Genomic DNA, 23,092 nt, shown 5'->3' with positions numbered 1-23,092 from the left:
GACGCAACGCTGGGTCGGCCTCAGAGCGGCAATTCGACACGTTTGACCACGGTGCGCATGGCGATCGACGAGCTGACCCGCACGACGCCGGGGATGCGCGTCAGCTCCCGGGCGTGCACCCGTTCCAGGTCGTCGACGTCGGACACCACCAGCCGCAGCAGATAGTCCGAGCCGCCGGTCATCAGGTAGCATTCGGCCACTTCGCGCACGTGCGAGATCGCCTTCTCGAAGGCGCTGAGCGTCGCCTCGGCCTGGGACGACAGGGTGACCGTGACGAAGACGCTGAGCGGCAGGCCCACGGCCCGCTCGTCGATCACCGCGGCGTAGCGGCCGATCACGCCCGCCTCCTCCAGCGCCTTCACCCGGCGCAGGCAGGCGGACTCGGAAAGATTCACCGCCTCGGCCATTTCCACATAGCTGGCCCGGCCCTTCCGCTGGAGCAGGTTCAGCAGCTTGCGATCGAAGGCGTCGAGGTTTGCCGCAGGTTTCTTCAACGCAAAGGCTCCTTGGCGATGGATTCCTGCATATCACGGTTCTCGTCGCACGAAATCCCCCCGGAACCTGCGTTGGCTCAGGCGTAAACCAGCGACAAACGTCTTTTGGAGGAGACAAACATGCGCGTTGGAGTGCCTTCCGAGATCAAACCGGGCGAACACCGGGTCGGCCTCACCCCCACCGCCGTGCGCGAGTATGTGGGTCACGGCCACTCGGTGCTGGTCCAGACCGGCGCGGGCCTCGGGGCCGGCTACGGCGACGACCTGTACGTCAAGGCCGGCGCGACCATCGCGCCCGACGCCGACGCGGTGTTCGCGGGCGCCGAACTGATCATCAAGGTCAAGGAACCCCAGAAGGTCGAGTGGGAGCGCCTGACCCCCCGCCACATCCTCTTCACCTACCTCCACCTGGCGCCCGATCCGGCCCAGACCGAGGGCCTGCTGGCCTCGGGCTGCGCGGCCGTCGCCTACGAGACTGTGACCGACGCCAAGGGCGGCCTGCCGCTGCTGGCTCCGATGTCGGAAGTCGCCGGCCGCATCGCCGTGTTCTCGGCCGCCGAGACCCTGCTCAAGCACAACGGCGGCATGGGCCTGCTGCTCTGCGGCGTGCCCGGCGTGCCCCCGGCCCGGGTGGCCGTGCTGGGCGGCGGCGTGGTCGGCTCCAACGCCGCGCGCATGGCCGCCGGCCTGGGCGCCGAGGTGGTGGTGCTGGAACGCTCGATCCCGCGTATGCGCGAACTGGACGACCTCTATCAGGGCCGCATCCTGACCCGCTATTCGACCATCGCCGCCGTGGAGGAGGAGATCCTCAAGGCCGACGTGATCATCGGCGCGGTGCTGACCGCCGGGGCCGCCGCGCCCAAGCTGGTCAAGCGCGAGCACCTGGCCAAGATGAAGCCGGGTTCGGTGCTGGTCGACGTGTCGATCGACCAGGGCGGCTGCTTCGAGACCAGCCATCCGACCACCCACGCCGAGCCGACCTACACGGTCGACGGCGTCGTCCACTACTGCGTGGCCAACATGCCCGGCGCCGCCCCGCGCACCTCGTCGGAAGCCCTGGGCAACGCTACCCTGCCCTTCGGCCTGGCCCTGGCCGACCACGGCCTGGACGCGCTGAAGACCAACGTCCACCTGGCCCGGGGGCTGAACGTGCTGAACGGCCAGCTGACCCACCCGGCCGTGGCCGAGGCGCTGGGCAAGACGTCGGTCGATCCGTACGGGGCTTGGAAGTAGGCAACAAACCCTCTCCCCCTGGGAGAGGGTTTTTCTTTAGGCCGCGAACCGGCCCAGGTCCTGGTGGCTCTCCACCAGGTCCAGCACGTCGTGCATCGAGAAGCCCGGGTCGGCCGCATAGAGCGCGTCGTAGATCGAGCGCGCGAAGGCCAGGTCGGCCGGGGTCTTCACCCGCCAGTCGTAGTGCGACCAGTCGCGGTGGGTCTTCAGGTGCGCCTGGCGGAAGCGGTCCGGCCGTTCGCGGATGGCGGCGGTCGGCGAGATCATGGCCAGGGGATCGCGGGCCTCGGCGGCGGCGATGCGCAGGGCCTCGACGGTGACAACCTCGACCTCGAGGCCGGCCGGATAGGTGCGCTCCACGCGGTTGGAGGTGTAGGCCGCGCCGCTGACCTGGGCCAGGCGGACGGCCTCGTCCACCACCGCCGGATCGACGAACGGCGCGTCGCCCTTGATGCGGACGATGTGGCTGACCGGGCCGGCGGCCTCGGCGCAGCGGGCGATGCGGTCCAGGATGTCGCTGCCCGAGCCGCGATGCACGGCGTAGCCGCGCGACACCACCAGGCCGGCCAGGCCGTCGTCGGCGGCGTCGCTGCTGGTGGCGACGATGATCTTGTTCAGGCGGCGGGCGGCGCGAAGCCGCTCGAGCTGGCGCAGGATCATCGGTTGACCCTGGAGGGTGGCGACGGCCTTGCCGGGCAGGCGCTTGGAGCCCATGCGGGCCTGGACGACGGCGAGGATCATGGCGTTCGGCTCCCTCTTTATGTCTCAGCTCATTTCTTGAGGCTGAGCTTCGATTCGCCCGGTCGTCAGGCGACCCAACGTCGCGGGTCCAGGGCCACCGGATCGTCGATGGCCATGTCGTCCCAGTCGAGGTCGGGCGGCGGGCTGGAGGCGGCGGCGACCACGGCCGACAGTTCGGCGGCCGAGGTGACGCCCACGAGGACGGCGCTGGCTTCGACGCGCGACAGGGCGAAGCCCAGCGCCGCCTGCAGCGGATCGGAACGGCCCTCGGCGATCATCCGGCGCACCTTCGACAGGCGGCCCGAGGCCCCCTTCAGCTGGGCGGGGACGCGGTCGGGCGGCAGGAACAGCAGGCCGTTCAGGAAGATCGAGCGCAGCTGCACCTCGACGCCCATGCCGGCGATGCGCTGCAGCGAGCCGTCGGCCAGCAGGCGCTGGTCCAGCAGCGAGGCGGGCGCCTGCAGGATGTCGGGCTTGAAGCGGCGGGCGACGCCCACCGGATCGTCGCTGGCGTGGGCGGCGACGCCGATCTTGGCGAACAGGCCCTGGTCGCGCAGGCGGGCCAAGCGGTCCCAGACGGCCGCGCCGTGCGGGCCGAACAGTTCCGACGGCGAGGAGACGATGACGGCGTCGGCGCGCTCGAGGGCCAGACGGCGCAGCGAGGCGCGGACCTCGGCCTCGACGAAATCGGGACCGCGATCGGCGCGGGCGGCCGACAGGGTGACGCGGAACGGCACGGGACGCGGGATCAGGTCGCCCAGCACCTGCTCGGCGCGGCCGTAGTTGCCCGACACGTCCAGCACCGACAGGCGGGCGCGGGCGGCGATGCTGAGGATGTCGCGAGCTTCGGTTTCCGGCGATCGGGCGCGCGGCGACGCGCTCATGCCGTCCAGTCCGAACTGGGCGGCGGCGAGACCGAGCTTGGAAACGGAAAGCGACATGGAAATCCGTGCGGACTGAACACCAATGTCGGTCAGCGTACGCCCCAAGGTTTGAAGAAGGCGTTTCTGGAAACTTGCCGAGGCGTTAACATGCTTGGCAATGGACCTGCCCGATCACGCCGCCGCCGACGTGTCTTCCGCGCCCTCCGCCGCGCCGTCTGACTGGCCGCTGCACGGCTTGGCGGACGACATGCGGCCGGCCCTGGCGGACGCCCTGGCGCGGGGTCCGGCGGCCCTGGCGACCATCATCGATCTCGGAGACGGCGGGCCGCGGCCGGTCGGCACGCAGATGGTGTTCGGCGTCGACAGCCGAGCCGGCTTCCTGTCGGGCGGCTGCATCGAGGCCGACGTCGAGGCGCACGCCCGGGCCTGCATCGCCGACGGCCGTCCTCGGCGCCTGGTCTATGGCGAGGGCAGCCCCTGGCCCGACATCCGCCTGCTGTGCGGGGCGCGGATCGAGATCCTGGTCGAGCGAATCACCCCGGACGACCCGGCGGCCCGCGACCTGCTGGTCCTGGCGCAGGCCCGGCTTCCGGCCGTCTGGATCACCGACGGCGAGCGGCGGGTTTGCGCGCCCGCGGCCGGCGAGGTCGAGGCCTGGCCCGAGGCCTTCTCCCGCCGGTTCGATCCGCCGCCCCGGCTGGTGGTGTTCGGCGGCGACCCCACCGCCCTGGCCGTCGCGGGCCTGGGCGCGCAGTCGGGCTTCCAGACCACCCTGGTGCGGCCCAAGGGTCCGCTCGCCCCGCCGCCCCTGCCCGGCGTGGCCTATCGCCGTGACGACGTCGCCAGCGCCGTGGCGGCCGTCGGCCTGGACGCCTGGACGGCCGTGGCGATCTGCGGCCACGACGAGGTGGTGGACCACCAGGCCCTACTGGCCGCCCTGCCCTCGGCCGCGCCCTATGTCGGCCTGCTGGGCGCGCGGCGGCGGCTGGGCGAGCGGCTGGATCGCCTGCGCGCGGCGGGCGTGGCCGAGCGCGACCTGGCCAAGCTGCGCGCCCCCATCGGCCTGGACCTGGGCGGCAAGGCCCCGTTCGAGGTGGCCGTGGCGGTGATCGGCGAGATCATGGCCACGCGGCATGGGCAACCGGCCCTGGCGCGGCGGTCCTGATGAAGCACGCGGGTCCCCAGGCGCTGGATCGGCTGGAGCCGCTGATCGCCCAGATCCGCGCCCTGCCCGGCCTGGTCGAGAAGCAGCGCGGGACCTTCTACCGCAAGTCCCGGGCCTTCCTGCATTTCCACGAGGACCCCAAGGGGCTGTTCGCCGACATCCGCCTGGAGGGCGACGACTTCGAGCGCATCGACGTCACGGGCGCGGACGGCGCCGACCGGCTGGTGGCGATGGCGCGGGCCTGTCTCGAACCCTAGTCGGCCCGCCAGTCGCCCGACTTGCCGCCGGTCTTCTCGACCAGGCGCACGGCCTCGATGACCATGCCTTTCTCGGCCGCTTTGAGCATGTCGTAGATCGTCAGGCAGGCCACCGAGACGGCGGTCAGGGCCTCCATCTCCACGCCGGTCTGGCCCTTCAGCTTGACCCTAGCCATCACCGCCAGCCCGCCCTCGGCCGGCTCGACCGAGACCTCGACCTTGCTGAGGGCCAGGGGATGGCAAAGCGGGATGAGGTTTGATGTTTGCTTGGCCGCCATCACCCCGGCGATCTCGGCCACGGCGCGCACGTCGCCCTTCTGGCCGGTTCCGGAAATGGCCAGCTCCAGGGTCGAGGGGCGCATCCGCACGAAGCCGACGGCGATCGCCTCGCGGACGGTCTCGGCCTTGTCCGAGACGTCGACCATGCGGGCGCGGCCCTGGTCGTCGATGTGGGTCAGGCGGGTCACTGTTCCAGCAGCTCTATTGTTCCAGGAGTCGGGGCATCAGTTCGACCATGTTGCAGGGCTTGTGGCGGCTGTCGAGCTGGGCCGAGATGACCTTGTCCCAGCCGTCCTTCACCGCCCCGTTGCTGCCCGGCAGGCAGAAGACGAACACGCCGTCGATCAGGCCGGCCGTGGCGCGGCTCTGCAGGGTGGACAGGCCCACCGAGGCGTAGCTGACCAGGTGGAACACCACCGAGAAGCCGTCGATCTTCTTGTCGAACAGCGGCTCCAGGGCCTCGACCGTGACGTCGCGGCCGGTCAGGCCGGTGCCGCCGGTGGTGACGACGGCGTCGACCTGGCCGCTCGCGATCCAGTCGCGCACCGTCCGGCGGATCTTGTCGATGTCGTCGCGGACCACCGCCCGCCCGGCGAAGTCATGGCCCGCGTCCTTCACCCGATCGATCAGCAGCTGGCCGGAGGTGTCGTTGGACTCGTCGCGGGTGTCCGACACGGTCAGGATCGCCACCCGCACCGGCTTGAACGGAAGCTCCGGCTTGATACCGCCGCCCGGGGTGAGACCTGCCGACATTCCGTTCTCCCAAATCCCGCTTTGGTCTTGCGCGTTTTCTTCACGCGAACCGGCGTCCACTTCGCTCGAAAACGCTTGCTAGTCCCAACGCTCGGCGTCGGTCCTATCCTGAGCCGTCGGCTCGATCCAGCGGTCGCCGTCCGGGCCGTGCTCCTTCTTCCAGAACGGCGCGCGGCTCTTGAGCCAGTCCATCAGAAAGTCGCAGGCTTCGAAGGCCGCGCGGCGATGACCCGCCGCCGTGGCCACGAAGACGATGGCCTCGCCCGGCGCGATGCGGCCGATGCGGTGGACGATGCGGTAGTCGTGCAGGTCGAACCGCGCCTTGGCCTCCTCGGCGAACCGGGCGATCGCCGCGTCGGTGAAGCCGGGATAGGCCTCCAGCTCCAGGACCGTCGCCCGTCCGTGCTCGGCCCGCGCCAGGCCGACGAAGCTGGCCACCGCCCCGGTCTCGTCGCGGCCGGCGCAGAAGTTCGTCAACAAGACCCCAGGCTCGAACGAATGGGCGGTCAGGCTGATGGAGGGGAAGGCGGTCATCCGCCGCTCATCGGCGGCAGGAAGGCCACCTCGGTCGCGGCGGCCAGGGTCGCCTCGCCCCGGACGATGGCCTTGTCGATCGCCACCTGCACGCCGGGACCGCCGAGGGCCTCGGCCAGGTCCGGGTCGGCGGCGGCCAGGGCCTGGCGCAGCGACGCCAGCGATCCGGCCTCGACGGAGCGCTCGCGCCAGCCGGCCTGGTCGGCCAGGCGTCCGAACAGCAGCACCCGGGCCACGGTCAGCCCCCCGTCGTCGACATGTGGCGCGCCACGGCCGGGCGCGCGGCGTCGATGTGGAAGTCGTGGCCCTGGGGCTTGGCGCCGATCGCGGCGAAGATCGCCCGCTCCAGGCCGGCCTCGTCGGCCCCGCCGCGGAGCACCGCCCGCAGGTCGCTGGCGTCGTCGCGGCCCAGGCAGGTGTGCAGGGTGCCGGTGCAGGTCAGGCGGACCCGATTGCAGGCCTCGCAGAAATTGTGGCTGAGCGGGGTGATGAAGCCCAGCCGCCCGCCGGTCTCCTCGACCCGGACGTAGCGGGCCGGCCCGCCGGTGGCGTAGGCCAGGTCCGTCAGTGTCCAGAACGAGGCCAGGTCGCGGCGCACGTCCCTCAGCGACAGGTACTGGTCGGTGCGGTCCACCTCGACCTCGCCCAGCGGCATGGTCTCGATCAGGGTCATGTCGGCGCCCAGGCCGTGGGCCCATTGGATCAGGGCCGGCAGCTCCTGGGCGTTGTCGTGCCGCAGGGCCACGGCGTTGATCTTGACCCGCAGGCCGGCGGCCAGGGCCGCGTCGATCCCGGCCAGCACCTTGGCCAGGTCGCCGCCCCGCGTGAGCTTGCGGAAGAGGTCGGGCTTGAGGGTGTCGAGCGAGACGTTGATCCGCCGCACGCCCAGACGGGCCAGGTCGGCGGCATGGGCGGCCAGCTGGGTGCCGTTGGTGGTCAGGGTCAGCTCGTCCAGGTCGCCCGAGCGCAGATGCCGCGACAGCCGCTCGACCAGGGTCATGATCCCCTTGCGCACCAGCGGCTCGCCGCCGGTCAGGCGCAGCTTGCGCGCGCCCAGGCCCACGAAGGCCGAGGCCAGGCGGTCCAGCTCCTCCAGCGACAGGACCTCCGCCTTCGGCAGGAAGGTCATATGCTCGGCCATGCAATAGGTGCAGCGCAGGTCGCAGCGGTCGGTGACCGAGACGCGCAGATAGGTCACCGCGCGGCCGAAACCGTCGATAAGGCGCGGGGATCGGATGACCGCTTGCGCGGGGCTGGCGTCGTAGGGCGTCATGTCGGTCCGTAAGATAGGCGTGGGACGTGATGGCGGAAAGGAAAAGCGCGCGGTGCGACGCCGTGGTCCTGGCGGCGGGGGCCGGGCGCCGCTTCGCTGGGCACGGCGCCGGGTCTTCGGGAGGGCGCAAGCTGCTGGCCCCGTTCGAGGGCCGGCCGCTGATCGCCGGCGCCCTGGACGCGGCCTTCGCGGCCCCCGCCCGGCGCGTGCTGCTGGTCACCGACGGCGACGCGGACCTGGCCGAGGCGGCCGCCGGCCATGCCGCGCGGCTGGGCCGGCCGGACGATCTCGACATCGTCGTGGCGGTCGACGCCGCCGAAGGCATGGGCGCCTCGTTGCGAACGGCCATCGCCGCCCTGCCTCCGGACTCGGACGGCGTCTTCGTGTTCCTGGGCGACATGCCGTGTGTTCCGCCAGGCCTGGCGCGCGACCTGGCGCGGGCGCTGCGCCCGGGCGTCGACGCCGTGGCGCCTTGCTTCGCGGGGCGGCGCGGACATCCCGTGCTGTTCGGAAGGGCCTGCTATCCCGCCCTGCGGCGCCTGGAGGGCGATGTCGGCGCGCGGGAGGTGCTGGCCGCGCTGGGCGGGCGCCTGGCGCTGGTCGACGGCCCGGACGACGGCGTGCTGTTCGATGTCGACCGTCCCGAGGACCTGGCCCGCGACCGGTGACCGCTCAGGAGGGGGCGTGGCCTTGCCGGCGCCAGCCGGCCCAGGTCCCGAACGCGATGCACGCCAGGACCCCGTAGCTCCAGATCGCCATGCTGGCCTTCAGCGTGTTGATGGTCACCCGCAGGTCGATCATCACCGCCACGTGCGAGGCCACGATGATCGCCATGAAGGCCGAGGCGACGATCGTCCAGAGGCGCCGGGTCCGCATCGAGATCCAGACGAACGCCGCCAGCGTCACGATGTCGATCATCAGCACGCCGTAGTCGGCGCTCTGGACGTGGGGGCGATAGACCAGCAGGGAGCCCAGCCAGTCGGCGAGGAAGGCCGTGCCGATCCAACGGGCGCTGCGATCGCCGCGCCACATCGCCAGTCCGCAGACCAGGATGGCCAGGATCAGGGAAATGACAGCGTGAATCTGCACGGCCGTGGCGCTCGAAACCAAGTTCGAGCGCCACCATGCCGCAAGCGTGGTTCGGAGAACAGCAACCTATGGTCAGTGCCGCGTACGACGGCCTTCCCACAGGATGGTCTTGACCTCCTCGATGATGCTCAGCGCGCCGTCGGTGTCGCCGGCTTCGTCGAGGGCGACCAGCTGGGGCATCAGCACGGACAGGATCCGGCGCTGGACGGGCCCGAGGGTGCGCAGGTGCTGGCGGAATTCCTTCAGCTCGTCGGCCGTCGAGTCCTGCGGCTGCTGAACGGTCTGGGCGGTGCTCATTGCACGTCATCTTTCATGGGTCGGGCGCGGCTCGCGCCGTGCACGGACGAGGTGAAATCGGATCAGGCGGCCAGGCCGCCGGGAACGGCGTGCAGGCCGCTCGTGCGCGGTTCTTCCGGACCCTTGGGCAGGTCGCCGCCGGCCATGGCGCCGCAACCGATCTGGCTGCGCACGGTGGCCAGGGCGCTGTGGGTCTCGATGATCGTCCGGCGGGCGGAAACGATGTGCGCCAGGGTTTCGCCCAGGTTGGCGACGGCTTCCTGACCCAGAACGGCCGACAGCTTGGTCTCGAGCCGCAGCATGGGCAGCAGGCCCATCAGCTCGGCGGTTTCGCGCAGGGCGGCGTCGATCGCGGCCTCGGCGCGCATCAGCTTTTCAGCGCCGGCACGGGCGGCTTCGGTTCGTTTCATGGCATGACTCTCCCGGTCGCACGGGTCCCCCCCGCACGTTCAAGTCGATGAAATGTTGTTGGAAAGGTCGGCGTCAGTGCGCCGGAGGCGGGCTCCAGCCCTCGCGGAACCGCTGAAGGGCGTAGAGGAATTCGTGGGCCCCCATCGTGACCGTCCCGAGCAGGATACCGCCCAGGGTGGCGACCGCGAGGATCAGACCCAGCCACTGCAAGGGGGTCAGGTCATCGCGCCAGCTCCTTCCATACGGAGCGGCGTGTCGTCCGCCAGGAAGGCCGTCGCGGCCAGGACCCTCAGGAGCAGCTTGCCCGGGGGATCGCCCGCCGCCTGCGCCTTGCGCAGCGCCGAAACCGTTTCCGCCACCAGCCGGCCGCGTTCCGGCGTACCCGCCATCAGGGTCAGGCCTTCCTCCAGGGACTGCCAGCTCGCGATGAAGAAGGCCGAGGCCGGGTTGGGAGTGTTGGTCGAAGATTTCGTCATGGCTGCTCTCGCTGTTGAAGCGAGAAAAGACCTCTGACTGGGCCGTGGCTAGCTCGGCCGATTGCTTACGGTAGTCATTACCGGGGTCGGTTTCCCAGGCCACGAAGGCCAGGGCGGCGTCGCGGCGGTTCAGTCCGGCCAGCCGGCGCCGTGCGCTGAGCACGTGCATCTCGACGGTCTTGGGCGAGAGCCGCAGCAGGCGGGCGATTTCCTTGGACTGTCGATGCTGGGCGATAAGCCGCAGGATCTCCCGCTCGCGAGGAGTCAGACGCTCGAAGCCCAGGTTGTCGCCGGAGTCCACCATGCCGCTAAAATGGTTCGCGGCTCGCCTTACGTCCAGCAAGACTTGACTGAACGCGCTTCAACGGGGCGCGTCCCATCAAAACCGCATCGAATTTCGCTAAGCCGAGCGGCCTCCACCGCCGGTCGCGCGACGCTCAGGCCTGGGCGCGGACGAAGGGCAGGCGGCCGGTCGGGGTCTTGGACAGCGCCAGCAGGGCGTTGGCCACCGCGGGGGCGATGACCGGCGTGCCCGGCTCGCCCACCCCGCTGGGCGGATTGCCCGACGGCACGACATGGGTCTCGACCACCGGCGCCTCGTTCATCCGCAGCACCCGATAGGTGTCGAAATTGCTCTGGTCGACACGGCCGTCCGTCAGGGTGACCTCGCCGTAGAGGGCCGCCGACAGGCCGTAGCACGTGCCGCCTTCCACCTGGGCCGCTACCTGGTCGGGCGCGACCGCCAGGCCGCAGTCGATGGCGGTGACCACGCGGCCGACGCGCGGTTCGCCGTCCACCAGCTTGACCTCGGCCACCTGGGCGACCACCGAGCCGAAGCTCTCGTGCACCGCCACGCCGCGCGTGAAGCCGGGGGTGGGCGTCGGCCCGGCCTTCTCGACCGCCAGGTTCAGCGCCGCCAGGTGCCGCGCGCCATGCTCGCCGGCCTTGGCGTAGAGGACGCGCCGGTACTCGACCGGATCCTTGCCGGCCTTCAGCGCCAGCTGGTCGATCGTGTGCTCCATGACGAAGGCGGTGTGGGTGGCCCCCACCGACCGCCACCACAGGACCGGCACGCCGCCCTCCGGCGTGGCCAGCTGGGCGTCGACGATCGGCGTGGCCTTCAGATAGGGCGAGCCCGCCGTCCCCTCGATCGCCGTCTGGTCCGGCCCCTTCGCCTTCATCGGCGAGTCCTTCATGATCGACTGGGTGACGATCCGGTGGCGCCAGCTGGCCGGATAGCCGTCCTTGTCCACCCTGACCCGCACGGCGTGGTGGACCAGCGGCCGGAAGAAGCCGGCCCGCATGTCGTCCTCGCGGGTCCAGACCAACTTGACCGGCCGGCCCTTGCCGACCTTCTGGGCGATGGTCACGCATTCGGCCACGTAGTCGGACGGGAAGTTGGCGCGCCGGCCGAACGAGCCGCCGGCGTACAGGGTCTCGATCTCGACCGAGCCCGGCAGGGTCTTGACGATCTTGGCCGCGTTCATCTGGTCCAGGGTCTGGGCCTGGGAGCCGTGGATCAGCTTGACCTTGTTGCCGTCGACGATCGCCACGCAGTTCATCGGCTCCATGGTCGCGTGGGCCAGGTAAGGGAAGTCGTAGGTGGTCTCGAAGACCTCGCTCCCCTTGCCGCCCGAGGCGACGGACGCATCGCCCTTGGAGTCGAACGCTTCCCATTTCAGGTCGGCCGGGCCCTTGCCGGCGGCGATGTCGCGCCACTGCTGGGCGATCGTCGCCGAGCCGCGGGTCTCGACCTTGCCCTCGTCCCACTCGACCTTCAGCGCCTCGCGGCCCATGCGGGCGGCGTAGGTGTTGTCGGCGACCACCGCCACCCCGGTCGGGATCTCGTAGACATCGACCACCCCGGCCACCTTCTTGGCCTCGTCGGCGTCGAAGCTCTTCACCGTGCCGCCGAAGCGGGGCGCGTGGGCGACCATGGCCACCAGCATGTCCGGCAGCTGGACGTCCTGGGTGTAGCGGGCCGAGCCGTTGCTCTTGATCAGGCTGTCCTTGCGCCGCACACGGTCGGTGCCGATCAGGGTGAAGGTCTTGGGGTCCTTCAGGGTCGGGTTCTCGGGCGGCGCCACCTTGGCGGCGTCGGCGATCAGTTCGCCGAAGCCCGCGCTCTTGCCGCCGCCGCTGACGACGCCGTCCTTGACGGTGATCTGATCGGCCGGAACGTTCCAGCGCGTCGCCGCCGCCTGCACGAACATCGCCCGCGCGCCGGCCCCGGCCTTGCGCAGCTGCTCCCAGGAGTTGGAGATCGCCGACGAGCCGCCGGTCAGCTGGATGCCCATGCCGCCGTTGGCGTAGAGCTTGGCGTTCGCGGGCGCGTGCAGCACCTTCACCCGGCTCCAGTCGGCGTCCAGCTCCTCGGCGACGATGGCCCCCAGGCCCGCGTGATTGCCCTGACCGAACTCGATGTGCTTGGAGAGCACGGTCACCGCGCCGTCCGGATCGAACCGGATGAACGGTCCGAAGGCCCCGACATCCACCTTCGAACCCGCGCTCATCAGATCGGCGGGCGAGCAGCCGACCAGCAGGGCCCCGCCGGCCAGGGTGGCGCCGACCACCAGGTCGCGGCGGCTGACGCCGTCCTGGCGGTCGAGTTTCCGGAACGGCCCGTTCATTGGCCCACTCCGCGGCCGGTCGAGCCCGAGGCGGCGGCGATCTCGTCGTCGATGTCGTTGGAGGCTGTCGGCTTGGCGGCGGCTGGCGCGGCGACCACGGGCGCGGCGGTCAGGCCGGCGGCGTCCTTGATGGCGGCGCGGATGCGCTGGTAGGTGCCACAGCGGCAGATGTTGCCGCTCATGGCGTTGTCGATGTCCGCGTCGCTGGGCGACTTGGTGCTGGCCAGCAGGGCGGCGGCCGACATGATCTGGCCCGACTGGCAGTAGCCGCACTGGGGCACGTCGTGCTTGACCCAGGCCTGCTGCAGCGGGTGGGTCCCGCCCAGGCTCTCGATGGTGGCGATCTTGGCGCCCGCCAGGGCCGCGATGGGCGTCACGCACGACCGCACCGGGTCGCCGTTGACGTGGACCGTGCAGGCCCCGCACTGGGCCATGCCGCAGCCGAACTTGGTGCCCGTCAGGCCCAGCTCGTCGCGCAGCACCCACAGCAGGGGCGTCTCGGGGGCGGCCTTCACGGCGACCGACTTGCCGTTGATATCCAACGTCGAGGTCATGCTTTCGCCTCCCAAGCGAAAAACGGGGTCCGACGGCCCGGCTCGGCGGAATCTAACACTGCTAAGACCCAAACCCGCCAGTGAAATCTTGGTTCAGGCAGGCTAGCCTGACCGCCGTTCGCTTGTTTCCCGTCAGGACCCGCCCCTTGGATTCCTTCCCCGCTTACTTCCCCCTGGCCGGCCGCAAGGTCGTGATCGCCGGTAGCGGCGAGGCCGCCGACAACAAGGCGCGGCTGTTCGACGGCTCGCCGGCCACGCTGGTGCGGGTCGACGGCCACGCGGCCTTCCTGCCGGGGACCTACGCCGGGGCGGTGCTGGCCTTCGTGGCGGGCGACGACGAGGTCTTCCTGCAGAGCGCGGCCAGCGCGGCCCGCGCGGCCCGGGTGCTGGTCAACGTGGTCGACAGGCCGACGATGAGCGATTTCAACACCCCGGCGGTGATCGACCGCGGCGAGGTGGTGGCCGCCGTCGGCACGGGCGGCGCCTCGCCGACCCTGGCCACCAAGCTGCGCAACGACATCGAGGCCCAGGTGCCGGAGGGCTCGGGCCGGGTGGCCGCCCTGCTGCGCAAGTTCCAGGACGAGGTGCGCGGCGCCCTGCCCGCCATGCACGAGCGCCGCGCCTTCCTCCGCGACGCCGTGGCCGGCGAGGCCGCCCAGGCGGCCATGGCCGGCGACATGGAGAAGGCCGGCCAGCTGTTCCGCCAGGCCCTGGCCAAGGGCGTCGGCCGCGAGGGCAAGGTGCGGTTCATCGCCGGCAAGGGCCCCTCGGACCTCTTGACCCTGCGCGCCCTGCGGGCCCTGGGCGCCGCCGACGTGCTGATCGCCGACGAGGCCGCCGATCCCGACATCGTCAACATGGCCCGCCGCGACGTCCACCGGCTGGATCCGGCCCAGGCCGGCGCGGAGACGCTGGTGACCCTGGCCCAGGAGGGCAAGCAGATCGTCCGGCTGATCGTGGCCCCGGTCGACCCGGCCCTGGTCCAGGCGCTGGGGGCGGCGTCGGTCAGCGTTGAAGCGATCTAAAGAGACCCAACCGTTGTCATCCCGGAAGCGTCGTAGAGGCTGTCCGGGATGACAACATGCGAGACTAGTCCAGAGCCCGGTCCTTGGTCTCGGGCAGCAGGAACAGGGTCGTCAGCACGCTGATCAGGGTGAAGAACACCGGGTACCAGAGCCCGGCGTAGATATTGCCCACCGCCGCCACGATGGCGAAGGCGCTGAACGGCACGAAGCCGCCGATCCAGCCCGTGCCGATGTGGTAGGGCAGCGACAGGGCGGTGTAGCGCACCCGGGTCGGGAAGAGCTCGACCAGAGCCGCGGCCAGCGGCCCGTAGAGGGCGGTGGCGCCGACGACGAAGACCATCAGCACGCCGAACACGCCCCACCAGTTCAGCCGGGCCGGGTCGGCCTTGGCCGGATAGCCGGCCCGGGCCAGGGCGGCCTTGATGGCGGCCTCGCCGGCGGTCTTCACCGCCTTGGCCTCCTTGGCGGGCAGGCCCTTGGCGCTTTTCGACACGATCCGGGTCTCGCCGATCTGGACCACCGCCGCCGAGCCGGCCGGACCGGCGTGGTTGGCGTAGGACACCCCGGCGTTGGCCAGGGCGCTCTTGGCGATGTCGCAGGACGAGACGAAGGCGGCCTTGCCGATCGGGTCGAACTGCAGGGCGCAGTCCTTGGGGTCGGCGGTGACGCTGACAGGCGCGCGGGCCGAGGCCTCGGCCAGGGCCGGGTTGGCGGCGCGCTCCAGCAGATGGAAGCCGGGGAAGTAGAACGCCAGCGCCAGGACCATGCCGCCCAGCATCACCGGCTTGCGCCCGATCCTGTCCGACAGGGCGCCGAACACCACGTAGAGCACCGCGCTGACCGCGGCGGCGGCCATCATCAGCCCGTTGATCGTGCCCGGCGCGATCTTGAGGAACTTCTCCATGAAGGTCTGGATGTAGAAGAAGGTCGTGTACCAGACCGCGCCCTGGGCCGACATGACCGCGAAGAAGGCCAGCAGGACCAGTTTCAGGTTCTTCCACTGGCCGAAGGCTTCGGCATAGGGCGCCTTGGACGCCGCGCCCTCCTCCTTCATCCGCGCGAAGGTGGGGCTTTCGCTGAGCTTCAGGCGCATCCAGACCGACACCGCCAGCAGGCCGATCGAGACGGCGAACGGGATGCGCCAGCCCCAGGCGTCGAAGGCGGCCGGCCCGGCGACGCCGCCCAGCAACCAGCGGGTCGCCAGGATGACCAGCAACGCCGCGAACAGACCCAGGGACGCCGAGCTCTGCACCCAGGCGGTCGAGCGGCCGCGCTGGTGCGGCGGCGAATGCTCGGCGACGTAGATCGCCGCCCCGCCGTATTCGCCGCCCAGGGCGAAGCCCTGCACGCAGCGCAGGACGATCAGCAGGATCGGCGAGATGATCCCCGCCTGCTGGTAGGTGGGCAGCAGGGCGATGGCGAAGGTGGCCCCGCCCATCAGCAGCACGGTGGCCAGGAACGCGCCCTTGCGGCCGGCCTGGTCGCCGATCTTGCCGAACACCAGCGCGCCCAGGGGCCGGAACGCGAAGCCCACCCCGAACAGGGCCAGGGCGGCCACGTAGCCGGCCGTCTCCGACAGGCCCGTGAAGAAGGTCTTGGAGATCACCTGGGCCAGGCTGCCGAAGATGAAGAAGTCGTACCATTCGAAGGCGGTGCCCGCGGACGACGCCGCCACCACCGTGCGCATGGACGCGCGATCCTCAGCCTGATCCTGGGCCGTCATCCGTTGGCTTCCCCCAATTGTTGGGGAGGAGCATTAGCGGTTTTCGACGGCGAGGGAAGGCAGATCCTCCCCTCCGGGGGAGGTGTCGCGAAGCGACGGAGGGGGTCTTGCTCAATCGGCCGGGCAAACCCCCTCCGGCCCTCTGGGCCGCCTCCCCCAAAGGGGGAGGATCGCCTAGGCCACAGCCGCCGCGTCCGCCGCTTCGCCGCCGGCCAGGCGGACGATCTCGGTGATCAGGGCGGCGGGGGAGATCGGCTTGGCGGCGACGCCGTCCATGCCGGCGGCCAGGTAGGCGGCGCGCTGGTGCGACAGGACGTTGGCGGTCAGGGCGATGATCGGCGTCTTGGCGGCCGGGCCCGGCAGGTTGCGGATGCGGCGGGCGGCCTCCAGCCCGTCGATGCCGGGCATCTGCACGTCCATCAGGATCAGGTCGAAGCCCCGCGCCGCCGTGGTCACGCCGTCCAGCCCGTCCTCGGCCGTCTCGACCTTGGCGCCCAGCTGCTCGAGGATGCGGCGGGCGACCAGGCGGTTGGTGGCGTTGTCCTCGACCACCAGGATCTTCAGCCCCTGCAGCAGGCCGTCGGCCATCTCGGCCTCGGCCGCGCGGGCCTGGGCCGGCGGGGCGGCGATGGTCAGCAGGAAGGTCGAGCCGACGCCCTCGCGCGAGGTGAAGACCACCTCGCCGCCCATCATCTGGGCCAGGCGCCGGGTGATGGCCAGGCCCAGGCCCGAGCCGCCGAACCGGCGGGTGGTGCTGGCGTCGGCCTGCTGGAAGCGTTCGAACAGCCGCGCCTGGGCCTCGGCGGCGATGCCGACCCCGGTGTCGATCACCTCGAAGGCGACGCGGGGTTCGGGTCCCTCCTGCCGGCGGACCCGCAGGGTCACCGAGCCCGACAGGGTGAACTTCACGGCGTTGCCGACCAGGTTGAACAGGGCCTGGCGCAGCCGGCTGGGGTCGGTGAGGATCAGGCCCAGGTCCGGGGCGTCGACCCGCAGCTCCAGCCCCTTGTGCTCGGCCTGGCCGCGCAGCAGCCGCGCCACGCTGGCGGCCAGCTCGCTGGGATCGACCGGCTCCTGGGTGACGTCCAGCCGCCCGGCCTCGATCCGCGAGAAGTCGATCACGTCGTCCAGCAGGGTCGACAGCATCCGACCGCAGGCCAGGGCCTCGCCCAGCAGGTTGTCGGCCTCGCCCGGCAGCTTCTCGCGCTTGAGCAGATGCATCACCCCCAGCACCCCGTTCATCGGGGTGCGGATCTCGTGGCTCATATTGGCCAGGAACTGGGCCTTGGCCTCGTTGGCGGCCTGGGCGGCGCGCTCGGCCTCGACCAGGGCCAGCTCGGCCCGCTTCTTCTCGTCGATGTCCAGGATCAGGCCGAAGGCCTTGCGGATGCGGCCGCTCGCGTCGCTGCGCACCTCGTGGAAGATGCGGATCCACTTGCCGTCGCCGTCGGGTGTCATCACCCGCACGTCGAACGAGCGGCCCCGGGAGTCCAGATGGCCTTCGTTCCCCCGCCAGCTTTCGGCGGCGTCGTAGACCGCCGTGACGTCGTCGGGATGGATCATCGGCCAGACGGCGCTGCGTACGTCGTCATAGGTGACCCGGCGGCCCAGGATGCGATGGAACTCCGGCGAGCCCCAGAAGGTCTTGCCCGCGTGGTCGATCTCGTAGACCCCGGCATGGGCCGCGCCCAGGGCCACGCGCAGCCGCCGGGCGTTGGCGCGCGCCTCGCGGCGGGCCTCCGACAGGGCCGTGACATCGTCCATATAGGTGATCACGCCGACGATCCGGCCCTGGGCGTCGCACCAGGGGCGGGCCTCCCAGCGCAGGGTGTGGCTGCGGCCCAGGCCGTCGTGCAGCTGGTCCTCGCGGCGCACGATCGTCTCGCCGGTCAGGGCGCGCTCGACGGCCCGGACGAAGCGCCGGCGGCTGCCGGAGGTCAGCTCGTGCAGGCTGCGGCCGATGATCTGGGCCTCGGTGGCCTGGAAGATCTCCAGGAAGCGCGGGCTGACCACCTGCAGGCGCAGGTCGCGGTCGTAGAGCGCCACGGCGAACGGGGCCTCCTCGACCAGCCGCCGGGCCTGGCGCTCGCCCCAGACGGCCGCGTCGCGGGTGCGGGCCACGTCGGTGACGTTCTGCGAGATGCCCTTCAGGGCGAACAGGCCATCGGCCCGCGGTTCGGTGCGGAAGGTGGCGCGGTAGGTGAACCACTGGTCCCCGGCGCCGCGCAGCCGGTGCTCGATGGTGCCGCCTTCGCCGGTGCGCACCGCCTGGTCGAAGGCCGCGCGCAGGTTCTCCTGCTCGGCGGGGTCCAGGCGGTCGAAGAACTGGTCGGGCTGGGCCACGTCCTCGGGCTCCAGGCCCGTGGCGTTGAAGATGTCGCGCGACCACTCGATGTGCTGACCGTGCGGTTCGTAGCTCCAGACCCCGATGCCGGCCGACGAGGCCAGGAGTTCGCGGGTCTGGCGGGCGGCGGCGATCTCGGCCCGGCGGGCCATGTCGGCGGTGACGTCGCGCAGGGCGCCGATCATCTCGCCGTTGGGCCCCAGGCGCGAGCGCCCCTCCAGCCACACCCAGCCGCCGTTCTTGCAGGTCACCTTGAGGCGGTTGACGGCCTCGCCCGAGGCGCGGATCAGGCCGGCGGTCTCGATGAAGTCCTGGCGCGAGTCCGGATGGACGAAGCTGGAGGCCGGCCGGCCGATCAGCTCCTGGCGGGTCCAGCCGGTCACCCGGGTCCAGGCCGGATTGACCGTGGCGAACCGCCCCCTCGACACCACGGCGAACAGGTCGTGCGAATGGTCGAAGAACCATTGCGCGCTTTCCGCATCGCTCAACCGTGGGGATTTGGGGGGCGAGGTCATCGCGGCTCCAAGGGACGGAGCGCGGATGGTGAAGCTCAAGGGTAAACTTATGGTTGGCGTCGGCGATCATTGTTCGCCGACCGTGCGTCAGACCTCGGCCCACATCCGCAGGAGGTTGTGGTAGCTCCCGGTCAGGGACAGCACCGACGGGTCGTCGGTCCCCACCGCCATCGACAGGCGCTGGATCGACACGTCCATGTCCAGCAGCAGGGCGCGCTTGGCGTCGTCGCGCACCAGGCTCTGGATCCAGAAGAAGCTGGCGGTGCGCACGCCGCGCGTCACCTCGGTGACGTGGTGCAGGCTGGAGGCCGGATAGAGGATCGCCGCCCCCGCCTCCAGCTTGACCACGTGGCTGCCATAGGCGTCCTCGACCACCAGCTCGCCGCCGTCGTAGTCCTCGGGGTCGCTGAGGAAGACGGTGATCGACAGGTCGGTGCGCAGGGTCTGGCCGGTGACCGGGTCGCGGCGGATCGAATTGTCGATGTGGTCGCCGAAGCCCATGCCCGCGCCGTAGCGGTTGAACAGCGGCGTCAGGATGGTGTGTGGCAGGGCGGCCGCGACGAACAGGCGATTGGCCTGCAGGGCCTGGACGATGATCGCCCCGACCTCGCGGGCGGCCGCCCCGTCCTGCGGCAGCTGCTGGTTGTTCTTGGCCATCGCCGCCTGGAAGCCCGAGGTGGCGTTGCCGTCGATCCACTCGGCGGCGTCCAGCACCGCGCGGCAGCGGGCGACCTGGTCGGGCGTCAGGACGTCGGGGATCTGGATCATCATGACCCGACTCCTAGAGCGCGACAGCCAAAAGTGGAAGCCGGTTTTGGCGCCCGTCGCGCTCTAAACCTTTGAAAATCCGCCATTTATCCGAAGGATAAATGGTGGGCAGAGATATGGCCTCGCCCGGGAGGGGCCGCTCCCGGGCGAGGCTTTGAACGTCAGGACGAGCACTCCGGGGAGGAGAAGGCTCAGTACTTGACGTTCAAGGTCAGGATCGCCTGCCGGCCGGGGGCCGGGTCGGCGTGGTGGACGCCGTTGGTGCGCATGATGTAGCGCTCGTCGCCGACGTTCTGGACGTTCAGCTGCAGGTCGACCTTGTCGTTGACGACGTAGCTGGCGAAGGCGTCGAAGCGCCAGTAGTCGGGCGCGTAGACCGCGTTGGTCCCGCCGCCCGCGCCGCCCTGGTTGCCGCCGAACATCTTGGAGACGTAGTAGGCCCCGCCGCCGGCCGAGAGCTTGCGCGTCACCCGATAGGTCGTGAACAGGCTGAAGCTGTTCTTGGGCGTGTTGGCCAGCGGGTCGCCCTCGTTGATGTTGGGGATGATCGCCCCGGTGCCCGACTGGATCGTCACCGCGCCATGAACCAGCTCGCTGTCCATGTAGGTGTAGCCGCCGAAAGCCTGCCACTTGGGCGTGATGTTGCCCGAGATGCCCAGCTCCACGCCCTTGACCTGCGTCTCGCCCACCTGGGCGAACACGCCGTTGTTGATCTGGATCAGGGCGTTCTTGCGGGTGGTCTTGAAGACCGCGCCCGACAAGGCCAGCGTGTCGTTGAACAGCGTCCACTTGCCGCCGGCCTCGAAGCTTTCGGTGTCTTCCGGCTCCAGCAGTTGGTTGGGCGTCGTGCCGACCGTGCCGGTGATGCCGTTGCTGTTCTGGTCGCCGCCCTGGACGCCCGGCGGGGTCGAGGCCGTGCCGTATGAGATGTAGAGGCTGGAGTCCTCGGTCGGCTTGAAGACCAGACCGGCCTGGTAGCTGGTGAAATCCCACTCGCCCTGGCGGTAGGTGATCGTGCCGCCCGAGAACGCGCCCTGGTTCTGGGTGAAGCTGGCGTAGTCGTAGCCGGCGCTCTCATAATGGTCGTGGCGCAGGCCCAGGTTCAGCAGCCACCTGTCGCCGAACTTGATGGTGTCGAAGCCATAGATCGCGGCGGTCTTGGAGACGTTGCGGTTGGCCGGGCTGCGATTGATGATGCCGGTCCAGGGGTCGTTCGGATTGGGGGCGTAGACCAGGGTGCAGTCGCCCTGGCCCAGATTGGTGGCGTTGGTGCCCATGTTGAAGCCCGCCGGACAGGCCGAGCCCGACGTGGTGTAGGTCGAATAGGTGGCGTTGAGGTTTTCCTCGCGGCTCAGCTCGATCCCGAGGTCGAAGCTGTGGCTGAAGGCGCCGGTGTCGAACTTGCCGTGGAAGTCGGTGTTGGCCGCCATGGTCTCGACCGGGTTCCAGCGGGTCTTGGTGCCGCGCTTCATCCACCATTGGCCGCCGATCAGCTGGGCCGCGCCGCCGTCGCCGGGATTGGTGACGATGTAGTCGTTGAGCGTCTTGGACCAGCGGACCACCTGGCGCACGCCGAGATTCGAGTTGATCGCGTGATCGACCGCGAAGGTGGCGATGTCGGCCTTGGTCTTCTGATAGTCGCGGGCCTTGAGGCCGTAGAAGCTGCTGTAGTCGACGTCCAGGATGCCCGAGTCCGTGCGGGGCACGCCGGGGACCTTGGTGAACAGCGGGATGCCGTAGTCGGGCATCGCGTTGCTGTCGAGGTGGTAGTAGCTCAGCGTCATCTGGGTCGGACCATCCAGGCCCGCGGCGATCGACGCGGCCGCGCCCCAGCGGTCGAAGTCCACGGCGTCGCGGCCGGGCGTGTCGCCCTGGGTGCCCAGCAGGTTCAGGCGGACGGCGACGCTGTCGTTGATCTGGTGGTTCAGGTCGGCGGTGGCGCGGACGTAGCTGTCGGTGCCGCCGGCGATCGAGGCGCGGACGAAATCGTCGGCCTTGGGGCTCTTGGACGTCAGGTTGATGCTGCCGCCGCCCGAGCCGCGGCCGCTGTAGGCGCTGTCGGGGCCCTTCACGACCTCGACCTGCTCGAGGTTGAACACTTCGCGGGTCTGGCCGCCGCTGTCGCGCAGGCCGTCGACGAAGACGTCGTTGGCGCTGGACTGGCCACGGATGAACGGACGGTCGGCCAGGGGCTGGCCGCCCTCGCCCGCCCCGAAGGTGATGCCGGGCGAGGTGCGCAGGATGTCCTGCAGCGAGGTGGCGGCGGTCTGCTCGATGATCTTGCGCGGGATGACCGTGATGGCCTTGGGCGTGTCGACCAGCGGCGCGGTCAGCTTGGGCGACTGGACCTCGGCGTTGCGTTTGCCGTCGACCTTGACGCCCGAGACCTCGGTGGCGCTGTCGGCGGGGCCGGCCGTGGCGATCGCCGCGTCGGCGGCGGCGTCGGCCTCGGGCGCGGCGGCGAAAGCGGCGGGCGCCAGGGACAGGCCGGCCAGACCGGCGACGGCGGCGACGCCCAGCGCGGCGCGGGTCTGGCTGCGGACGCCGGCGACGGCGGGCTTGGAACTCTTGTTCATCGAAAAACCCCAGCAAGGCCGTCGGAGGAGCGCGGCCCTTTGTCGTAATTGCGACGCGTTCTTATCTGGAGCGTTGCCAGTGTGCAATGATAATCATTCGCAGAAATACGCGGAGCGGGGACATGCGCTCGCGCGTGTCCCCAATGCCGGCGCCGCGAGATCAGGGGACACGCCAAGGGCATGTCCCCGGCCCTGTCAGGGCGCGTCCCGGCCGCCTTCAGCAAAGCTGGCCTCAACCTTCACCGCGAACCGGTGTACACAACCGGCGTCCGCGTGACTGGCGATCACAGGGAGCACCCTGAGGGAGCGCGGACGTCACGAGCCGTTCGCCTGGGCGCCCACCTCTGACGCGGAGTCCGCCCATGCCCGAAGCCAAGACCTGGATCGCCTTCTGTCTCGTGTGCCTGGGCATGGCCCTGACCCCCGGGCCGAACATGATCTATCTGGTCAGCCGCTCGATCTGCCAGGGACGCTGGGCCGGGATCGTGTCGCTGGTCGGCACCGCCGCCGGCTTCGTGGTCTATCTGGTCTGCGCGGCCCTGGGCATCACCGCCCTGCTGATGGCCGCGCCCATCGCCTACGACATCCTGCGGTTCGGCGGCGCGCTCTACCTGCTGTGGCTGGCCTGGCAGGCCATCAAGCCGGGCGGGGCCTCTCCGTTCCAGGTGCGCGATCTGCCCAAGGACAGCCCCGCCAAGCTGATCAGCATGGGCTTCCTGACCAACCTGCTGAACCCCAAGGCCGCGATGCTCTATCTGTCGCTGCTGCCGCAGTTCATCGACCCGCACCGGGGCGCGATCTTCGGCCAGTCCCTGGCCCTGGGCGGCAGCCAGATCGTCATCAGCCTGACGGTCAACGGCTGCATCTGCCTGGCGGCGGGGACCATCGCGACCTTCCTGGCCACGCGCCCCAGCTTCGCCCTGATCCAGCGCTGGCTGATGGCCACGGTCCTGGGCGGCCTGGCCGTGCGGATGGCCACCGAGGCGCGGCGCTGATCTCTCTTTATCCGCTCATCCCGGCGAATGCCGGGACCCAGATGGAATGGCTTCGAGGCTGACGCCACGAGCGCCA

The 23,092-nt window shown here is 70.4% G+C and carries 25 protein-coding genes, 1 pseudogene and 1 riboswitch; of the genes and pseudogenes, 6 read left to right on the top strand and 20 right to left on the bottom strand.

Annotated elements, in window-relative coordinates; all coding sequences use genetic code 11:
• Positions 1-20 precede the first annotated feature (20 nt).
• Positions 21-494, bottom strand: coding sequence for an Lrp/AsnC family transcriptional regulator (locus tag BR39_RS0109335; RefSeq protein WP_029910389.1), 474 nt, complete (start codon positions 492-494; stop codon positions 21-23).
• A 120-nt stretch (positions 495-614) separates the two neighbouring features.
• Between BR39_RS0109335 and ald the strand changes: the two genes are divergently transcribed.
• Positions 615-1,727, top strand: coding sequence for an alanine dehydrogenase (gene ald, locus BR39_RS0109330; RefSeq protein WP_029910386.1), 1,113 nt, complete (start codon positions 615-617; stop codon positions 1,725-1,727).
• Between the two features lie 36 nt (positions 1,728-1,763).
• Here ald and BR39_RS0109325 read toward each other — a convergent pair whose 3' ends face one another.
• Both BR39_RS0109325 and BR39_RS0109320 read right to left on the bottom strand, forming a co-directional pair.
• On the bottom strand, positions 1,764-2,468 hold the full coding sequence (locus BR39_RS0109325) for a glycosyltransferase family protein (RefSeq protein WP_029910383.1): 705 nt from the start codon (positions 2,466-2,468) through the stop codon (positions 1,764-1,766).
• Positions 2,469-2,533: 65 nt separating this feature from the next.
• A complete protein-coding gene (locus BR39_RS0109320; protein ID WP_029910379.1) occupies positions 2,534-3,409 on the bottom strand; it encodes a bifunctional regulator KidO in 876 nt (291 codons plus the stop codon).
• A gap of 100 nt (positions 3,410-3,509) precedes the next feature.
• Here BR39_RS0109320 and BR39_RS0109315 point away from each other — a divergent pair, with 100 nt between their 5' ends.
• Complete coding sequence (locus BR39_RS0109315) at positions 3,510-4,517, top strand: XdhC family protein (RefSeq protein WP_051695355.1); 1,008 nt, start codon at positions 3,510-3,512, stop codon at positions 4,515-4,517.
• Positions 4,517-4,774 (top strand): hypothetical protein, encoded by a 258-nt coding sequence (locus BR39_RS0109310; RefSeq protein WP_051695351.1) that lies wholly within the window; start codon positions 4,517-4,519, stop codon positions 4,772-4,774. Before BR39_RS0109315 ends, BR39_RS0109310 begins: the two co-directional genes overlap by 1 nt.
• On the opposite strand, the gene moaC is transcribed toward BR39_RS0109310, so the two are convergent.
• The 5 genes from moaC to moaA all read right to left on the bottom strand — a co-directional run bounded on the left by moaC (position 4,771) and on the right by moaA (position 7,613).
• Positions 4,771-5,241, bottom strand: a complete 471-nt coding sequence (moaC, locus tag BR39_RS0109305; protein ID WP_029910370.1) for a cyclic pyranopterin monophosphate synthase MoaC — start codon at positions 5,239-5,241, stop codon at positions 4,771-4,773. The genes BR39_RS0109310 and moaC overlap by 4 nt on opposite strands.
• 13 nt (positions 5,242-5,254) lie before the next feature.
• On the bottom strand, positions 5,255-5,806 hold the full coding sequence (gene moaB, locus BR39_RS0109300) for a molybdenum cofactor biosynthesis protein B (protein ID WP_029910367.1): 552 nt from the start codon (positions 5,804-5,806) through the stop codon (positions 5,255-5,257).
• A 78-nt stretch (positions 5,807-5,884) separates the two neighbouring features.
• Positions 5,885-6,340, bottom strand: coding sequence for a molybdenum cofactor biosynthesis protein MoaE (locus tag BR39_RS0109295; RefSeq protein ID WP_029910364.1), 456 nt, complete (start codon positions 6,338-6,340; stop codon positions 5,885-5,887).
• Complete coding sequence (locus BR39_RS0109290) at positions 6,337-6,576, bottom strand: MoaD/ThiS family protein (protein ID WP_029910361.1); 240 nt, start codon at positions 6,574-6,576, stop codon at positions 6,337-6,339. Before BR39_RS0109290 ends, BR39_RS0109295 begins: the two co-directional genes overlap by 4 nt.
• Before the next feature lie 2 nt (positions 6,577-6,578).
• Entirely contained in the window at positions 6,579-7,613 is a 1,035-nt protein-coding gene (gene moaA, locus BR39_RS0109285) for a GTP 3',8-cyclase MoaA (protein WP_035018287.1), read from the bottom strand.
• A 29-nt stretch (positions 7,614-7,642) separates the two neighbouring features.
• On the opposite strand from moaA, the gene BR39_RS0109280 reads away from it, so the two are divergent.
• Positions 7,643-8,281: an NTP transferase domain-containing protein gene (locus BR39_RS0109280; protein WP_029910354.1), complete on the top strand. Its 639-nt coding sequence runs from the start codon at positions 7,643-7,645 to the stop codon at positions 8,279-8,281.
• A 4-nt stretch (positions 8,282-8,285) separates the two neighbouring features.
• Here BR39_RS0109280 and BR39_RS0109275 read toward each other — a convergent pair whose 3' ends face one another.
• The 8 genes and pseudogenes from BR39_RS0109275 to BR39_RS0109245 all read right to left on the bottom strand — a co-directional run bounded on the left by BR39_RS0109275 (position 8,286) and on the right by BR39_RS0109245 (position 13,070).
• Positions 8,286-8,702 carry a hypothetical protein gene (locus BR39_RS0109275; protein WP_029910351.1) on the bottom strand — a complete coding sequence of 139 codons (417 nt, stop codon included), beginning with the start codon at positions 8,700-8,702 and terminating at the stop codon, positions 8,286-8,288.
• A 72-nt stretch (positions 8,703-8,774) separates the two neighbouring features.
• A complete protein-coding gene (locus tag BR39_RS0109270) occupies positions 8,775-8,999 on the bottom strand; it encodes a hypothetical protein (RefSeq protein ID WP_029910348.1) in 225 nt (74 codons plus the stop codon).
• A 62-nt stretch (positions 9,000-9,061) separates the two neighbouring features.
• The gene (locus BR39_RS0109265; protein WP_029910346.1) at positions 9,062-9,409 is read right to left on the bottom strand and encodes a hypothetical protein; all 348 of its coding nucleotides are present in this window, start codon (positions 9,407-9,409) and stop codon (positions 9,062-9,064) included.
• A gap of 73 nt (positions 9,410-9,482) precedes the next feature.
• On the bottom strand, positions 9,483-9,620 hold the full coding sequence (locus tag BR39_RS26705; protein WP_197026697.1) for a hypothetical protein: 138 nt from the start codon (positions 9,618-9,620) through the stop codon (positions 9,483-9,485).
• 5 nt (positions 9,621-9,625) lie between these two features.
• A complete protein-coding gene (locus tag BR39_RS0109255) occupies positions 9,626-9,886 on the bottom strand; it encodes a hypothetical protein (RefSeq protein WP_029910343.1) in 261 nt (86 codons plus the stop codon).
• A 124-nt stretch (positions 9,887-10,010) separates the two neighbouring features.
• Positions 10,011-10,190: pseudogene (locus tag BR39_RS27430) on the bottom strand (response regulator transcription factor); the annotation flags it as partial.
• 133 nt (positions 10,191-10,323) lie between these two features.
• Complete coding sequence (locus BR39_RS0109250) at positions 10,324-12,516, bottom strand: xanthine dehydrogenase family protein molybdopterin-binding subunit (RefSeq protein ID WP_029910340.1); 2,193 nt, start codon at positions 12,514-12,516, stop codon at positions 10,324-10,326.
• On the bottom strand, positions 12,513-13,070 hold the full coding sequence (locus BR39_RS0109245) for a (2Fe-2S)-binding protein (RefSeq protein ID WP_029910337.1): 558 nt from the start codon (positions 13,068-13,070) through the stop codon (positions 12,513-12,515). The genes BR39_RS0109250 and BR39_RS0109245 overlap by 4 nt, the downstream gene beginning before the upstream one ends.
• Positions 13,071-13,216: 146 nt before the next feature.
• Here BR39_RS0109245 and BR39_RS0109240 point away from each other — a divergent pair, with 146 nt between their 5' ends.
• The gene (locus BR39_RS0109240; protein WP_029910334.1) at positions 13,217-14,095 is read left to right on the top strand and encodes a bifunctional precorrin-2 dehydrogenase/sirohydrochlorin ferrochelatase; all 879 of its coding nucleotides are present in this window, start codon (positions 13,217-13,219) and stop codon (positions 14,093-14,095) included.
• A gap of 64 nt (positions 14,096-14,159) precedes the next feature.
• Here the strand turns inward: BR39_RS0109240 and BR39_RS0109235 are convergent, their stop codons facing one another.
• From BR39_RS0109235 to BR39_RS0109220, 4 genes are all read right to left on the bottom strand, one after another.
• Complete coding sequence (locus BR39_RS0109235; protein ID WP_029910333.1) at positions 14,160-15,818, bottom strand: MFS transporter; 1,659 nt, start codon at positions 15,816-15,818, stop codon at positions 14,160-14,162.
• A gap of 174 nt (positions 15,819-15,992) precedes the next feature.
• Positions 15,993-18,677 (bottom strand): PAS domain S-box protein, encoded by a 2,685-nt coding sequence (locus BR39_RS0109230; RefSeq protein WP_029910330.1) that lies wholly within the window; start codon positions 18,675-18,677, stop codon positions 15,993-15,995.
• An 87-nt stretch (positions 18,678-18,764) separates the two neighbouring features.
• Entirely contained in the window at positions 18,765-19,448 is a 684-nt protein-coding gene (locus BR39_RS0109225) for a Fe2+-dependent dioxygenase (RefSeq protein WP_029910328.1), read from the bottom strand.
• 188 nt (positions 19,449-19,636) lie between these two features.
• Positions 19,637-22,021, bottom strand: coding sequence for a TonB-dependent siderophore receptor (locus tag BR39_RS0109220; RefSeq protein WP_029910325.1), 2,385 nt, complete (start codon positions 22,019-22,021; stop codon positions 19,637-19,639).
• A gap of 263 nt (positions 22,022-22,284) precedes the next feature.
• A riboswitch (ZMP/ZTP riboswitch) is annotated at positions 22,285-22,364 on the top strand.
• A gap of 19 nt (positions 22,365-22,383) precedes the next feature.
• Between BR39_RS0109220 and BR39_RS0109215 the strand changes: the two genes are divergently transcribed.
• Entirely contained in the window at positions 22,384-23,016 is a 633-nt protein-coding gene (locus tag BR39_RS0109215) for a LysE family translocator (protein ID WP_029910323.1), read from the top strand.
• Positions 23,017-23,092: the final 76 nt, after the last annotated feature.

Origin of the sequence: Caulobacter sp. UNC358MFTsu5.1 (assembly GCF_000712075.1) — a bacterium.
GTDB lineage: Bacteria > Pseudomonadota > Alphaproteobacteria > Caulobacterales > Caulobacteraceae > Caulobacter.
The sequence above is the reverse complement of the archived record's forward strand: the minus strand, read 5'-3'. Positions and strand labels throughout refer to the sequence as shown.